The sequence below is a fragment of the Pseudomonas sp. B414 genome (genome assembly GCF_055408445.1).
In genome coordinates this window covers 108,325-123,021 of the sequence record NZ_JBUZTQ010000002.1, presented here as the reverse complement: position 1 = coordinate 123,021, position 14,697 = coordinate 108,325, and the positions used below count along the sequence as shown (strand labels likewise).

Annotated in this window: 13 protein-coding genes; 8 read left to right on the top strand and 5 right to left on the bottom strand. The window is 57.4% G+C overall.

What is annotated here, in order from left to right:
- Positions 1-231 precede the first annotated feature (231 nt).
- The 7 genes from ACZRMH_RS02785 to trhP all read left to right on the top strand — a co-directional run bounded on the left by ACZRMH_RS02785 (position 232) and on the right by trhP (position 7,309).
- A complete protein-coding gene (locus ACZRMH_RS02785; RefSeq protein ID WP_464012051.1) occupies positions 232-1,059 on the top strand; it encodes an NAD-dependent epimerase/dehydratase family protein in 828 nt (275 codons plus the stop codon).
- Positions 1,060-1,104: 45 nt separating this feature from the next.
- Positions 1,105-1,992, top strand: coding sequence for a glucurono-1,5-lactonase (locus ACZRMH_RS02780; RefSeq protein WP_464012050.1), 888 nt, complete (start codon positions 1,105-1,107; stop codon positions 1,990-1,992).
- Between the two features lie 49 nt (positions 1,993-2,041).
- Positions 2,042-3,025 (top strand): TRAP transporter substrate-binding protein, encoded by a 984-nt coding sequence (locus ACZRMH_RS02775; RefSeq protein WP_464012049.1) that lies wholly within the window; start codon positions 2,042-2,044, stop codon positions 3,023-3,025.
- 61 nt (positions 3,026-3,086) lie between these two features.
- On the top strand, positions 3,087-3,614 hold the full coding sequence (locus ACZRMH_RS02770; RefSeq protein ID WP_464012048.1) for a TRAP transporter small permease: 528 nt from the start codon (positions 3,087-3,089) through the stop codon (positions 3,612-3,614).
- Positions 3,615-4,895: a TRAP transporter large permease gene (locus ACZRMH_RS02765; protein WP_464012047.1), complete on the top strand. Its 1,281-nt coding sequence runs from the start codon at positions 3,615-3,617 to the stop codon at positions 4,893-4,895.
- Positions 4,896-4,990: 95 nt separating this feature from the next.
- Entirely contained in the window at positions 4,991-5,902 is a 912-nt protein-coding gene (locus ACZRMH_RS02760; RefSeq protein ID WP_464012046.1) for an EamA family transporter, read from the top strand.
- A gap of 60 nt (positions 5,903-5,962) precedes the next feature.
- Entirely contained in the window at positions 5,963-7,309 is a 1,347-nt protein-coding gene (trhP, locus tag ACZRMH_RS02755; protein WP_464012185.1) for a prephenate-dependent tRNA uridine(34) hydroxylase TrhP, read from the top strand.
- 90 nt (positions 7,310-7,399) lie between these two features.
- Here the strand turns inward: trhP and ACZRMH_RS02750 are convergent, their stop codons facing one another.
- Both ACZRMH_RS02750 and htpG read right to left on the bottom strand, forming a co-directional pair.
- Entirely contained in the window at positions 7,400-8,128 is a 729-nt protein-coding gene (locus ACZRMH_RS02750; protein ID WP_464012045.1) for a dienelactone hydrolase family protein, read from the bottom strand.
- Positions 8,129-8,186: 58 nt separating this feature from the next.
- The gene (gene htpG / locus ACZRMH_RS02745; RefSeq protein WP_464012044.1) at positions 8,187-10,091 is read right to left on the bottom strand and encodes a molecular chaperone HtpG; all 1,905 of its coding nucleotides are present in this window, start codon (positions 10,089-10,091) and stop codon (positions 8,187-8,189) included.
- 232 nt (positions 10,092-10,323) lie between these two features.
- Here htpG and ACZRMH_RS02740 point away from each other — a divergent pair, with 232 nt between their 5' ends.
- Positions 10,324-10,575, top strand: coding sequence for a hypothetical protein (locus ACZRMH_RS02740; protein ID WP_464012184.1), 252 nt, complete (start codon positions 10,324-10,326; stop codon positions 10,573-10,575).
- 169 nt (positions 10,576-10,744) lie between these two features.
- Here ACZRMH_RS02740 and brnQ read toward each other — a convergent pair whose 3' ends face one another.
- The 3 genes from brnQ to sucC all read right to left on the bottom strand — a co-directional run bounded on the left by brnQ (position 10,745) and on the right by sucC (position 14,475).
- Positions 10,745-12,058 (bottom strand): branched-chain amino acid transport system II carrier protein, encoded by a 1,314-nt coding sequence (brnQ, locus tag ACZRMH_RS02735; protein ID WP_464012043.1) that lies wholly within the window; start codon positions 12,056-12,058, stop codon positions 10,745-10,747.
- Positions 12,059-12,427: 369 nt separating this feature from the next.
- Positions 12,428-13,309: a succinate--CoA ligase subunit alpha gene (gene sucD, locus ACZRMH_RS02730; protein WP_464012042.1), complete on the bottom strand. Its 882-nt coding sequence runs from the start codon at positions 13,307-13,309 to the stop codon at positions 12,428-12,430.
- Positions 13,309-14,475 carry an ADP-forming succinate--CoA ligase subunit beta gene (sucC, locus tag ACZRMH_RS02725; protein WP_016780173.1) on the bottom strand — a complete coding sequence of 389 codons (1,167 nt, stop codon included), beginning with the start codon at positions 14,473-14,475 and terminating at the stop codon, positions 13,309-13,311. The genes sucD and sucC overlap by 1 nt, the downstream gene beginning before the upstream one ends.
- Between the last annotated feature and the right edge of the window lie 222 nt (positions 14,476-14,697).

The following is a 14,697-nucleotide window of genomic DNA, read 5'->3' as shown; positions in this document are numbered from 1 at the left end:
CCCCCAACCCTCTCTCCCAAAGGGAGAGGGAGCAGATTTGTGGTGTTGCGCAGAACTGCTTTTGCCTTTAGTCCCCTCTCCCTCCGGGAGAGAGGGCTAGGGTGAGGGGCTTTTGCTTTTGATTCACAAGATCAAGCACATCCGCATTGACAAGCACCGCATTGACTGTGAATAATTCAAGCCAAGTCATACGACAACAGATGACACTAATAAAAACGACAGGGACCTCTGATGACAACCACTCACACTGTCCAAACTCCCTTCAATCGCCTTCTTCTCACCGGTGCTGCTGGCGGTCTGGGGAAGGTGTTGCGCGAAAGCCTCAAGCCCTATGCCAAGGTGTTGCGGCTCTCTGATATCGCACCAATGGCACCTGCTGCCGGCAGCCATGAAGAAGTCCTCCTGTGCGATCTTGCCGATAAACACGCCGTTCACCAACTGGTTGAAGGGGTAGACGCCATCCTGCACTTCGGCGGTGTCTCGGTAGAGCGCCCGTTCGAAGAAATCCTCGGGCCCAATATCAGCGGCATTTTCCATATCTACGAAGCTGCCCGCCGGCATGGCGTCAAGCGGGTGATCTTCGCCAGCTCCAACCACGTAATCGGCTTCTACAAGCAGGACCAGACTCTGGATGCCCGCTCCCCCCGACGCCCTGATGGCTATTACGGGTTGTCCAAGTCCTATGGCGAAGACATGGCCACTTTCTACTTCGATCGCTATGGCATCGAAACCGTCAGCATCCGCATCGGCTCCTCGTTTCCCGAACCGCAGAACCGCCGGATGATGAGTACCTGGCTAAGCTTTGCCGACCTCACGCAACTGCTCGAACGCTCGCTGTACACCCCCGATGTCGGCCACACCGTGGTCTATGGCGCGTCAAACAACCTCAAGGTGTGGTGGGACAACCGTTACGCGGCGCACCTGGGCTTTTCGCCAAAGGACACCTCAGAAGTGTTCCGCGACAAGGTTGAAGCCCAACCCATGCCTGCGGCCAATGACCCAAGCATGGTTTACCAGGGCGGAGCCTTCGTGACAGCCGGGCCGTTTGGCGACGAGTAAAAGCCCCTCCCCCATAAGAACACGATCAACAGAGGTCAAGGCGTCATGACAGCTGAACTGATTCTCGATGCGCGCAACGCCACGGGCGAAAGCCCGGTCTGGAGCACCACCGAGCAGGCTCTGTACTGGGTTGATATTCCGGCCAAGCGCCTGCATCGCTGGGCCCTGGGCGATGCCAGTTCGCAAAGCTGGGCTGCACCGCAAATGCTCGCCTGCATCGCCAGAGGCCGCGATGGCAGCTGGATTGCCGGGATGGAAGACGGCCTGTTCAGTCTTACGCCGCACAACGATGGCAGCCTCGGCGCCAGCCTGCTGGCCGCTGTTACTCACGCACAGTCGGGCATGCGCTTCAACGATGGCCGTTGCGACCGTCAGGGCCGCTTCTGGGCGGGCACCATGTTGATGCATATGTCGGCAGGCGCACAGGTGGGGGCCATGTATCGCTACAGCGCAGGCCAGGCCGAGCCGCTCAAGGCGCAACTGGATGGATTTATCGTGCCCAACGGCCTGGCGTTCAGCCCTGACGGGCAAACCCTGTACCTCTCGGACTCACACCCTGATGTGCAAAAAATCTGGGCCTACGACTACGACACCGACACAGGTACCCCACACAACCGCCGCCTGTTTGTGGACATGGGCGAACACCCTGGCCGCCCCGATGGCGCAGCTGTGGATGCCGATGGCTGCTACTGGATTTGCGGCAACGATGCCGGGTTGATCCATCGTTTTACCCCAGAGGGCAAGCTCGACCGCTCCCTGACCGTACCGGTAAAAAAACCTGCGATGTGCGCCTTTGGCGGCGCAGATCTGGGCACCCTGTTTGTGACTTCAATCCGTCCTGCGGGCGATATCAGCGACCAGCCGCTGGCGGGGGGCGTGTTTGCCCTCAGGCCAGGGGTCAAGGGACTGCCGGAGCCCATGTTCAACAACTGACTGCTGATCCAACACCTTGAAATAACAAAAACAATATTTGGAGTGACCCATGGATTTCAAACGCACCCTGCTCGCTGCTGCACTCCCGTTGGCTTTCTGCCTGTCCGGCATGGCCCAGGCCGAGATCAAAATCAAATTCGCCGAAGTCCATCCCGCAGGCTATCCACCCGTGGTGGCAGAACAAGAGATGGGCAAGAAACTCCAGGCCCAGAGCAACGGCGATATTTCCTTCAAGATGTTTGCCGGTGGCGTATTGGGCTCAGAGAAAGAAGTGGTTGAGCAACTGCAGTCCGGTGCCGTGCAGATGACCCGCGTCAGCCTCGGCATCCTCGGGCCGGTGGTGCCGGAAACCAATGCCTTCAACCTGCCGTTCGTGTTCCGCGACCAGGCCCATATGCGCAAGATCATCGACGGTGAAATCGGCCAGGAGATGCTCGACAAGATCACCAACTCCGATTTCAACATGGTCGCTTTGGCCTGGATGGATGGCGGCACCCGCAACCTGTACACGAAAAAACCCGTGCGTGAGATGGCCGACCTCAAGGGCATGAAAATCCGCGTACAGGGCAACCCGGTGTTTATCGACACCATCAACGATATGGGCGGCAACGGCATTGCCATGGCCACCGGCGAGATCTTCAGCGCCCTGCAGACCGGCGTGATCGACGGCGCTGAAAACAACCCGCCGACCTTCCTTGAGCACAACCACTACCAGAACGCCAAATACTTCACCTGGACCGATCACCTGATCCTGCCGGAACCGATCGTGATCGCCAAGACCACCTGGACCAAGCTCAGCCCGGACCAGCAGGCCCTGGTGCAAAAACTGGCCCGTGAAGCGCAGATGGAAGAGCGGGTGATCTGGGATAAAAAGTCCGCCGACAGCGAAACCAGACTCAAGGCTTCGGGCGTGGAGTTCATCACCCTCACCCCCGAGCAGAAAAAAGCCTTCTATGACGCCACTCAGCCGGTTCGCGACAAGTACGGTGCCAACTACAAAGACCTGATCTCGCGCATCGAAGCTGTCCAATAAGCCAGTCCGATAACGCCGCGGTGGCGGGCGCCAGCCCGTTCGCCGCGCAGTGGTGAGCCCCATGAAAAATACCGTACTGCGCTTTAACGACATGCTGTACAGGGTCTGTATCGGGATCGCCGGTTTGTCGGTGCTGACCATGACCCTGATCATTCCCTGGGGCATTTTTGCCCGCTATGTGCTGGGCAGCGGCTCCAGTTGGCCCGAGCCCACCGCCATTCTGCTGATGGTGGTGTTTACCTTCTTTGGCGCAGCCGCGAGCTATCGCGCCGGCGCCCATATGGCCGTGTCCATGGCCGTCGAACGCATGCCTGTGCATGTGCGCAAAGCGGCCGCGATAGTGGTGCAAATCCTGATGGTGATCGTCTGCCTGTTTATGACCGTCAAGGGCTTCAAACTGTGCGCGACCACCTGGAACCAGTTTCTTGGCGAGATGCCAAGCCTGCGCGTCGGCATCTCGTATCTGCCGATCCCGCTGGGCGGCATCGTGACCCTGATCTTCGTCCTGGAAAAACTCTTCCTGGGTGACCAAAGCCACCGCCGTGCCGTGCGGTTCGACATCGTAGAAGCCAGCGAAGAGGCCGTATAAATGGACGCTTTCGTACTGTTGGGCAGCTTTATCGCCCTGATCCTTATCGGCATGCCGGTCGCTTATGCGCTGGGTCTGTCGGCATTGATCGGGGCCTGGTGGATCGAGATTCCGTTCGATGCCCTGATGATTCAGGTCGCGGGCGGCGTCAATAAATTTTCCCTGCTGGCGATTCCGTTTTTCGTACTGGCAGGTGCGATCATGGCCGAGGGCGGCATGTCACGCAGGCTGGTGGCCTTTGCCGGGGTGCTGGTGGGCTTTGTTCGCGGAGGCCTGTCGCTGGTCAATATTGTGGCCTCGACCTTCTTTGGCGCGATCTCGGGCTCCTCCGTGGCTGATACCGCGTCGGTCGGTTCGGTATTGATCCCGGAAATGGAGCGCGCGGGCTATCCCCGTGAGTTCTCCACCGCAGTAACGGTCAGCGGCTCGGTGCAAGCCTTGCTTACACCTCCCAGCCACAACTCGGTGCTGTACTCGCTGGCAGCGGGGGGCACGGTGTCGATTGCTTCGCTGTTTATGGCCGGGATCATGCCGGGGCTGCTGCTCAGCGCAGTGATGATGGGCCTGTGCATGATCTTTGCGCGCAGACGCAACTACCCAAAAGGCGAGGTCATCCCGCTGCGCCAGGCGCTGAAAATCGCCGGTGAAGCCATGTGGGGCCTGATGGCCATGGTCATCATCCTCGGCGGCATTCTGTCGGGCATTTTCACGGCCACCGAGTCGGCAGCCGTGGCAGTGGTGTGGTCGTTCTTTGTCACCATGTTTATCTACCGCGACTACAAATGGCGTGACCTGCCCAAACTGATGCACCGGGCGGTGCGAACCATTTCCATCGTTATGATCCTGATCGGTTTTGCCGCCAGCTTCGGTTACATCCTGACGCTGATGGAAATCCCGATGAAGATCACCACGGCGTTCCTGACGCTTTCGGATAACCGTTATGTGATCCTGATGTGCATCAACGTGATGTTGCTGCTGCTGGGCACCGTGATGGACATGGCGCCGCTGATTCTGATCCTGACCCCGATCCTGCTGCCGGTGATTATTGGTATCGGTGTTGATCCGGTGCATTTCGGCATGATCATGCTGGTCAACCTGGGCATCGGCTTGATTACGCCGCCGGTGGGTGCGGTGCTGTTTGTAGGGGCTGCCGTGGGCAAGGTGACTATCGAGAACACCGTGAAAGCCCTGCTGCCGTTTTACCTGGCGTTGTTTATGGTGCTGATGCTGGTGACTTACGTTCCGGCCATCTCCCTGTGGCTGCCAAGCCTGGTGCTGTAACCCGCAGCTTCACCCCTTCCCCCCTGTGGGAGCAAGTTCGCTCCCACAGGGGTTACCCAAGAGGCTTTATTTCCAGCCAAGGAGGCTGGTTACTTATGTCTGCTCCTGCTTTGTTCCCCCGCCATATTGCAGTATTGATTCTGGTACTGCTGGCCTGCGCTTTTGCAGGCAATCATATTGCCGCGCGGATAGCCTTCGACCACGACACCGGCCTGCTGCTGGCGATTCTATGTCGTGCTGGCGTGACCTTGCTGGTGCTAACTGGCCTGGTGCTGTGGCAACGCGAACGGCCACGGTTAACCGCCGCCAACTGGCGCTGGCAATTGCTGCTGGGGCTGCTGATTGCGGCGCAAAGCTTCTTTATCTATTCGGCTGTGGCGCGGATTCCCGTGGCACTGGCGCTGTTGATTGCCAATGTGGCGCCGATCCTGCTGGTGCTGCTGACCTGGGCTTTGGGCGGCGCAGCGCCGACCCGCCGGGCGGCCCTGCTGATGGGCCTGATCATGTGCGGGCTGGTATTTGCCCTGGACGTGCCCGAACGTTTGTCCAACCAGCACAGCACAGAGGCGCAATGGCTTGAAGGCATTCTCTTCGGCTTTGCCGCCGCTTCCGTATTCGCCTGTGCGCTATGGATCACCGATCACAAGCTGTCGAGCCTGCGCGGCACGGTGCGCAGCATGCTGACCATGTTGATTGTATTTTGCGCGGCAGCCCTGGCCGGGGTCAGCGGCGTGCTGCCGGGCGGCGTTTCGCTACCCTCCTCGTCCACCGGCTGGACTGCCCTGGCCTTTCTGGTTGCGCTTTATGGCCTGGGGTTCTGCCTGTTGTTTATATGCATGACGCGGCTGAACATGGCCCGCAACGCACCGGTGATGAACGTCGAGCCGGTGGCAAGCCTGCTGTTTGGCTGGCTGATCCTCGACCAGTTGCTTAGCCGCGGGCAGATCATCGGCGGTCTGATTGTGGTCGCGGGCATTGTGATGCTGACCTGGCCGCGCAAAGCATAGATCCAGATCAATGGCAGAGCGCAAGGGCTCGACTACCATCGCGGCTTTTTTGCGAACGAACTGACTATGCGCCTTGCCCCGCCCGAACTCCTCGCCCCAGCTGGCACCCTGAAAAACATGCGCTATGCCTTTGCCTATGGCGCCGACGCGGTGTACGCAGGCCAACCACGCTATAGCTTGCGGGTGCGCAATAACGAATTCGACCATGCCAACCTGGCCATTGGCATTGCCGAAGCCCAGGCGCAGGGCAAGCGTTTTTACGTGGTGGTCAATATCGCCCCGCACAATGCCAAGCTGCGCACCTTTCTCAAGGATCTGGAGCCGGTGATTGCCATGGCCCCGGATGCACTGATCATGTCTGATCCGGGGCTGATCATGCTGGTGCGCAAACATTTCCCGCATGTGCCGATCCATCTGTCAGTGCAGGCCAATACGGTGAACTGGGCCAGTGTCGAATTCTGGCGTCAGCAGGGTTTGAGCCGGATCATCCTGTCCCGTGAACTGTCGCTGGAAGAGATTGAAGAGATTCGCCAACAAGTGCCGGATATGGAACTGGAAATTTTCGTCCATGGTGCACTGTGCATGGCCTACTCCGGGCGCTGCCTGTTGTCCGGCTACATGAACAAGCGCGATGCCAACCAGGGCAGCTGTACCAATGCCTGCCGCTGGAAGTACGACGCCAAACCGGGCACGGAAAACGAGCTGGGCAATATCGTCAATGTGGTCGAACCGACCCTGGGCATGGGTGCGCCCACAGATGAAGTATTCGTGATGCACGAATCCCAGCGTCCGGATGAGCCGATGACCGCGTTTGAAGATGAGCACGGCACTTACATCATGAACTCCAAGGATCTGCGCGCCGTCCAGCATGTGGCACGACTGACCGAGATGGGCGTGCATTCGCTGAAAATCGAAGGCCGGACCAAGTCGCACTTCTACTGTGCGCGGGCCACTCAGGTGTATCGCAAGGCGATTGATGATGCCGTGGCGGGTCGTGAGTTTGACCGCAGCTTGATGACAGATCTGGAGTCACTGGCTCAGCGTGGTTATACCGAGGGCTTTTTGCGCCGCCATGTTCACGATGAATATCAGAACTACCTGCATGGCAGTTCGTTGTCGCACCGCCAGCAGTTTGTCGGGGAGTTGACCGGTGAGCGGCGCAATGGCCTGGCCGAGGTCAAGGTGAAAAACCGCTTTGCCCTGGGTGATCATCTGGAGCTGATGACCCCTAATGGCAACTACCATTTTGATCTGAACCAGTTACATAACAGCGCAGGCCTGCCGACCCAGGTGGCACCGGGAGATGGCCATACGGTGTACCTGCCGATTCCCGAGCAGGTAGGCTTGAAGTATGGGTTGCTGATGCGCGATTTGACGGTGAGCGAAACCATAGAGCGTTCAGCGTGAGCTAGGTGGGAGCGGGCTTGCTCGCGATAGCATCACCCGGTTTTGCCTGACAGACAGTGCCGTCTGTATCAGGCTACCCCCACATTGCAATCAATCGCGAAACACTTCATCCAGCAAGTTATGCATGGCAGTGAACGCCCGACCGGCCGTTTTGGCGTCGTACATCATCTTGCCCGGCACATTGGCATGGGGATCAGTAAAGGAATGCACCGCGCCGCCATAGCTGGTCAACTGCCAATCCACACCCGCCGCATTCATCTCGTCTGCAAACGCCGGTAGCTGCTCGTTCGGCACCAATGGATCTGAGGCCCCATGCAATACCAGCACCGAACCCTTGATGCTCTGCGCATCAATCGGATTAGGCGTGTCCAGGCTGCCATGGAAAGACACCGCCGCCTGCAACGGCGCACCACTACGCGCCAGCTCCAGCGCGCAGCAACCACCAAAGCAGAAGCCAAAGGTCGCCAGCTTGCTGCTATCGACCTGGGCCAGGCCCTGGTTTTTCAGCATGTCATACGCAGCCCACATACGCTTGCGCAGCAGGGCACGGTCATTCTTGAGCGGCATCATCGCCGCGCCCGCCTCGTCACCATTGCTCGGCCGCGTTGCCTGGCCGTACAAATCGGCGATCAAGACCACATAACCCTGCTCTGCAACAGACTTGGCAATTTCTTCGGCGCCCGCGCTGATCCCCATCCAGTTGGGTGCCATCAGCAATCCCGGCAATGGATCTTCACGGCTCGGGTCAAAGGCCAGGCGGCCTTCGTAGGGTTGGCCGTCAATTTGATAGGCCACAGAGCTGACCGAAATGGATTTCATCAAAAACTCCTGAATTCAAGACAAAAAAAACCCGCCGAAGCGGGTTTTTATAGCGCGGTTAGACCGACAACTCTACTAACAATTTGTTTAGTCGACGGACATAAGCCGCAGGGTCTTTCAAACTGTCACCGGCCGCCAAAGCTGCCTGATCGAAGAGGATGTGCGACAGGTCGCCAAAACGCTCTTCGCTCTGCTCTGCATCGAGTTTTTCGATCAGCGGGTGAGCCGGGTTGAATTCGAAGATCGGCTTGGATTCAGGCACTTTCTGACCGCTGGCTTCCAGGATCTGACGCATTTGCATGCCCAGGTCCTGCTCGCCAATGGCCAGAATCGCCGGAGAGTCGGTCAGACGGTGCGATACCCGCACTTCGCTGACGCTTTCACCCAGAGCGGCCTTGATACGCTCAACCAGACCTTCTTTAGCCTTGGCCACTTCTTCTGCGGCTTTCTTGTCCTCTTCCGAGTCCAGGTTACCCAGGTCGAGATCACCGCGGGCCACGTCGACAAAGCTCTTGCCGTCGAAGTCGCTGAGGTAGCTCATCAGCCACTCGTCGATACGGTCGGTCAGCAGCAGCACTTCGATGCCTTTCTTGCGGAAGACTTCAAGGTGCGGGCTGTTCTTGACCTGTGCGTAAGTCTCGCCGGTCAGGTAGTAGATCTTGTCCTGACCTTCCTTGGCGCGGGCCAGGTAGTCGGTAAGCGAAACATTCTGCTCACCGTCGTCACCGTGGGTCGAAGCAAAACGCAGCAGACCGGCGATTTTTTCCTTGTTGGCGAAATCTTCAGCCGGGCCTTCTTTCATCACCTGGCCGAAGTTTTTCCAGAAGCCCTGGTATTTCTCAGGCTCGTTCTTCGCCAGTTTTTCCAGCATGTCGAGCACACGCTTGGTCAGCGCCGACTTCATCGAGTCGATGATCGGGTCTTTTTGCAGGATTTCCCGCGACACGTTCAACGACAGGTCATTGGAGTCGATCACGCCCTTGATAAAGCGCAGGTAAAGCGGCAGGAACGACTCGGCCTGGTCCATGACGAATACACGCTGCACGTACAGCTTCAGGCCTTTAGGCGCTTCACGCTGGTACAGGTCGAACGGTGCACGGGCCGGTACGTAGAGCAGAGAGCTGTATTCCAGCTTGCCTTCAACCTTGTTATGGCTCCAGGCCAGCGGGTTCTCGTAGTCATGGGCAATGTGCTTGTAGAACTCCTGGTATTCCTCGTCCTTCACTTCAGTACGAGGACGGGTCCACAGGGCGCTGGCGCGGTTAACGGTTTCCCATTCCAGCGCCGGGGCCTCTTCGCCTTCAGCCACGGTCTGCTCTTTAGGCAGCTCGATCGGCAAGGCGATATGGTCGGAGTACTTCTTGATGATATTGCGCAGGCGCCAGCCGTCAGCGAATTCGGATTCGCCTGACTTGAGATGCAAAACGATCTTGGTGCCGCGATCGGCTTTCTCGACGGTGGCAACCTCAAACTCGCCCTCGCCCTTGGAAGACCAGTGCACGCCTTCGCTTGCCGGAGTGCCGGCGCGGCGGCTATACACGTCGACCTTGTCGGCCACGATAAAGGCCGAGTAGAAGCCCACACCGAACTGACCGATCAAGTGCGAGTCTTTTTTCTGGTCGCCGGTGAGGTTTTTCATAAAGTCGGCAGTGCCGGACTTGGCGATCGTACCCAGGTGGGTGATCACGTCATCACGGTTCATGCCGATGCCGTTGTCTTCGAGGGTGACAGTATTGGCGTCCTTGTCGAAGCTCACACGGATTTTAAGCTCGGCACCGCCCTCCAGCAGATCTGGCTTGGACAGCGCTTCAAAACGTAATTTGTCGACAGCATCAGAGGCGTTCGAGATCAGTTCGCGAAGGAAAATTTCCTTGTTGGAGTACAGCGAATGGATCATGAGGTGCAGCAGTTGCTTGACCTCGGTCTGGAAGCCCAGGGTTTCTTTTTGAGTTTCCACGCTCATTGTTATCAAACTCCGATTGGATGGCAGTGGCCACGCCCGTGAGGGTTGGCGGCGGGATGTGTTGAAAGTTGGGGCCAGTGGTGCAAATTTCAAGGCCTGATGGAGAAGCTCAACTTTTTACCAATAGTTTCGGCTTGTGCTGCTTTACTTATATATGTGTTCGAGCATGGAACTTAAGCGATCAGCCAATGCTCAAACGCCCCGTAGATCTACTCATAAGGAGAAACACCCAATGCGTAATACTTTTGCTGTTGCCTTGATGCTGGCTGCTTCGCTTGGCCTGGCTGCCTGCGATAAAAAATCCGAAGAAAAAGCTCAGGACGCTGCTCAGCATAGCGAGCAAGCTCAAGAGAAAATGAGCGAAGCCCAGGACAAAGTAAACGAAGCTGCAAAAGAGAACGCTGAGGCCGCTAAAGCCCAGGCCGAGTCGAACGTTGAAGCCGCTAAAGAAGCAGCTCCTGCGGCTACTCCAGAAAGCAAGTAATACGGCGTTCTGTGATGTAAAACAAAGCCCGCCAAGTGCGGGCTTTGTTATGTCCGGGGGTTAGCGGTTGTTGATTTAATGACAAACTGGCGCCCATTAAAAAGCCCTGCATCCATTAAGATGCAGGGCTTTTCAATTCACTCAGTAACGCTTTTGGCGAACCGGGTAATTACGCCATTGCCTCAACACGCTTGCCCAGCAGACGGTCGCAGATAACTGCGCCAACCAGGGTCACAAGGCATGGCACCAGCCAGGCCAACCCTTGGTTGCTAAATGGCATATTGGCCAGCTGAGCCGGAATCCAGCCACCCAGCCCCGCACCCTTGATCGCATCGATCGAACCAAAGAAGAACGATACCAGCATCACCGGACCGACGATCCGCGCCTGCGCATGCCACAGGCCTTTGCAGAAGCTCAAGGCCACCAGCACGATGCACGGCGGGTAGATTGCCGTCAGCAGCGGGATGGAGAACGCGATCAACTGGGTCAAACCAAGGTTCGACACGGCCAACGAGAACAGCGCCAGGATCACAACCAGGGTCTTGTAAGACAGTGGCAGTACCGTGCTGAAATATTCAGCGCAGGCGCAGGTCAGGCCAACGGCCGTTACCAGGCAAGCCAGTGCGATCAGTACCGCAAGGAAACCGCTGCCCAGTGAACCGAAGGTGTGCTGAACATAGGCGTGCAGTACTGCTGCGCCATTGGTTGCGCCTGCGGCCACTTCATGGCTGCCAGCACCCAGACGGAACAGGCTGATATACACCAGCGCCAGGCCGACACCGGCGATCAGGCCGGCGATGATGGCGTAGCGGGTGATCAACTTGGGCGATTCAACACCACGGGAACGAATGGCGTTCACGATCACGATGCCAAAAACCAGTGCGCCCAGGGTATCCATGGTCAGGTAGCCATTGATAAAGCCCTGGGAGAACGGTGCAGCGACGTATTCAGGGGTCGCAACGCCGATATCACCTGCAGGCAGGGCGACGGCAGCAATACCGAGGATGGCCAGCGCAATGATTTTCAGCGGAGCGAGGAAGCGCCCTACCGTGTCCAGCAAACGGCCGGGATACAGCGAAACGAAGAACACGATGAGGAAGTACACCGAGCTGTACAGAAACAGCGCCAGCGGGCTTTCACCGGTCAAGGGTGCCAGGCCGACCTCAAAGGATACGGTCGCGGTGCGCGGGGTTGCGAACAGCGGGCCAACCGCCAGATAGGCCACGGCTGCGAGCAGGCCACCCGCAATTTTACCGATCGGGCTGCTCAGGGCATCCATACCGCCACCGACCTTGGCCAGGGCAATAACAGTGACTACCGGCAAACCTACTGCGGTGATCAGGAAGCCCAATGCGGCCATCCAGACGTTAGGTCCGGCTTGCAGGCCAACGATTGGCGGGAAAATGATGTTGCCAGCCCCAACGAACAAGGCAAAGGTCATAAACCCAAGTGCCAGGATGTCCTGGCCTTTCAATACTTTCATTACGGAAATACCACACTACTGAATCGGAATTTAGAGGGGAATTTCCCGTGCGGATGTGGGAAATGCTGTCGATCCGTATAAGACCAACCCGTCTAGCGCGCGGCTTCCTTTTGGGATGCACACGCAGAACTGCGGAATGGCGGCAAGATTACCGATTTTTTTCCAACAGCGCACTGTTAGAGGGCGGACTGTCCGATGAACGAACGCAGTTGTCGCCTGGATGACATCGAAAAAAGGTTTGGTGTGGTTTTAACTACCCCATTGCAATCTGGATGTGGGATCCCACGGCAGATTTGTTGTACGCCAGAATGCACAAAGGCCACCCGAAGGTGGCCTTTGCCTGGTGTAACAATCAGTTAAGCGCGAGGCTTACTTCATTGCCCAGCCAGTCAGCTCGGACAGAGCCTTGCCGATGTCTGCCAGCGAACGCACGGTTTTAACGCCTGCGTCTTCCAAGGCAGCAAACTTCTCGTCTGCAGTACCCTTGCCGCCAGAGATGATTGCGCCAGCATGGCCCATGCGCTTGCCTGCAGGGGCAGTCACACCAGCGATGTAGGAAACAACTGGCTTGGTCACGTGTGCCTTGATGTAGGCAGCCGCTTCTTCTTCAGCCGAACCGCCGATCTCACCGATCATGACGATCGCTTCGGTCTTCGGGTCTTCCTGGAACAACTTCAGGATATCGATGAAGTTGGAACCAGGGATCGGGTCACCACCGATGCCTACGCAAGTCGACTGACCGAAACCGGCGTCAGTAGTCTGCTTCACAGCTTCGTAAGTCAGGGTGCCGGAACGCGACACGATGCCTACTTTGCCTGGCAAGTGAATGTGACCTGGCATGATGCCGATCTTGCATTCGCCTGGAGTGATAACGCCTGGGCAGTTAGGGCCGATCAGGGTAACACCCAGTTCGTCGCACTTAACTTTAGCGTCCAGCATGTCCAGGGTAGGAATGCCTTCAGTGATGCAAACGATCAGCTTGATGCCGCCGAACGCTGCTTCAAGGATGGAGTCCTTGCAGAAAGGAGCCGGTACGTAGATAACGCTGGCGGTTGCGCCAGTGGCAGCTACGGCTTCTTTCACGGTGTTGAAAACAGGCAGGTCCAGGTGAGTGGTGCCGCCTTTGCCCGGAGTAACGCCACCCACCATCTGGGTGCCGTATTCGATGGCTTGCTGGGTGTGGAAGCTGCCCTGCGAACCGGTGATGCCCTGGCAGATAACTTTGGTGTCTTTATTGATCAGGACGCTCATTACTTGCCCTCCGCAGCTTTAACAACTTGTTGAGCAGCGTCGGTCAAGCTGGTAGCAGCGATGATGTTCAAACCGCTTTCTGCCAGTACTTTAGCGCCCAAATCAGCGTTGTTGCCTTCAAGGCGCACAACTACCGGGATTTTCACGCCGACTTCTTTCACTGCACCGATGATGCCTTCGGCAATCATGTCGCAACGAACGATGCCGCCGAAGATGTTAACCAGCACTGCTGCGACATTGCTGTCGGACAGGATGATTTTGAACGCTTCGGTAACGCGTTCTTTGGTAGCACCGCCGCCAACGTCGAGGAAGTTGGCTGGCTTGCCGCCATGCAGGTTAACGATGTCCATGGTGCCCATGGCCAGACCAGCGCCGTTAACCATGCAGCCGATGTTGCCTTCCAGCGCTACGTAGTTCAGTTCGAACTTGGCAGCGTGCGCTTCGCGCGGATCGTCTTGCGACGGATCGTGGAAAGTTTTCAGCTTAGGCTGACGGTACATGGCGTTAGCGTCGATGTTGATTTTAGCATCGAGGCAGTGCAGGTCGCCGTCAGTCTTGATAACCAGCGGGTTCACTTCCAGCAGGGCCAGATCGTGATCCTTGAACAGCTTGGCCAGACCTACGAAGATCTTGGCGAACTGAGCAACTTGCTTGCCTTCCAGACCCAGCTGGAAAGCCAACTCGCGACCCTGGAATGGCTGTGCGCCAACCAGTGGATCGATCGTTGCTTTGAGAATTTTTTCTGGAGTGTCGTGAGCGATTTTCTCGATGTCCACGCCACCTTCGGTGGAAGCCATGAACACGATACGGCGGCTCGAACGGTCAACGACAGCGCCCAGGTACAGCTCTTTAGCGATATCAGTGCACGACTCAACCAGGATCTTGGTGACCGGCTGACCATTGGCATCAGTCTGGTAAGTCACCAGACGCTTGCCCAACCACTGTTGTGCGAATGCTTTAGCGTCTTCTTTGCTGCGAACCAGCTTAACGCCGCCCGCTTTACCGCGACCACCTGCGTGAACCTGGGCTTTTACAACCCATTCGGTCCCGCCGATTTTGTCGCAAGCTTCTGCGGCTGCTTCCGGGGTGTCTACTGCATAACCCTTGGATACTGGCAGGCCGTATTCAGCGAACAGCTGTTTACCCTGATACTCGTGAAGATTCATGCTTTTTACCGTCTTCGTTAGGTACTGCGCATTCGGCGCTGCACTATTATTAGTGCCGCACCACCTGTGACTGCTGCTTGTGCTGTTTCAACAAACCCGACACCCGCGTGAGCGGAGCCGGGCCCGGTTAAAACAAGACAAGACTGCGTCCGGCGGAAGTTCCGCGGTGAGGCTTGCTAGCAAGGCTCACGACGGGCAAACCGCCGTGGTTTCTTATTGTCT

Bases quoted from the DNA above. Each gene is read 5' to 3' on its own strand.
- ACZRMH_RS02785 (WP_464012051.1), top strand. From the start codon at position 232: ATGACAACCACTCACACTGTCCAAACTCCCTTCAATCGCCTTCTTCTC.
- brnQ (WP_464012043.1), bottom strand. From the start codon at position 12,058: ATGAAAGTATTGAAAGGCCAGGACATCCTGGCACTTGGGTTTATGACC.
- ACZRMH_RS02780 (WP_464012050.1), top strand. From the start codon at position 1,105: ATGACAGCTGAACTGATTCTCGATGCGCGCAACGCCACGGGCGAAAGC.
- ACZRMH_RS02740 (WP_464012184.1), top strand. From the start codon at position 10,324: ATGCGTAATACTTTTGCTGTTGCCTTGATGCTGGCTGCTTCGCTTGGC.
- ACZRMH_RS02775 (WP_464012049.1), top strand. From the start codon at position 2,042: ATGGATTTCAAACGCACCCTGCTCGCTGCTGCACTCCCGTTGGCTTTC.
- htpG (WP_464012044.1), bottom strand. From the start codon at position 10,091: ATGAGCGTGGAAACTCAAAAAGAAACCCTGGGCTTCCAGACCGAGGTC.
- ACZRMH_RS02765 (WP_464012047.1), top strand. From the start codon at position 3,615: ATGGACGCTTTCGTACTGTTGGGCAGCTTTATCGCCCTGATCCTTATC.
- ACZRMH_RS02760 (WP_464012046.1), top strand. From the start codon at position 4,991: ATGTCTGCTCCTGCTTTGTTCCCCCGCCATATTGCAGTATTGATTCTG.
- sucD (WP_464012042.1), bottom strand. From the start codon at position 13,309: ATGAGCGTCCTGATCAATAAAGACACCAAAGTTATCTGCCAGGGCATC.
- ACZRMH_RS02750 (WP_464012045.1), bottom strand. From the start codon at position 8,128: ATGAAATCCATTTCGGTCAGCTCTGTGGCCTATCAAATTGACGGCCAA.
- sucC (WP_016780173.1), bottom strand. From the start codon at position 14,475: ATGAATCTTCACGAGTATCAGGGTAAACAGCTGTTCGCTGAATACGGC.
- ACZRMH_RS02770 (WP_464012048.1), top strand. From the start codon at position 3,087: ATGAAAAATACCGTACTGCGCTTTAACGACATGCTGTACAGGGTCTGT.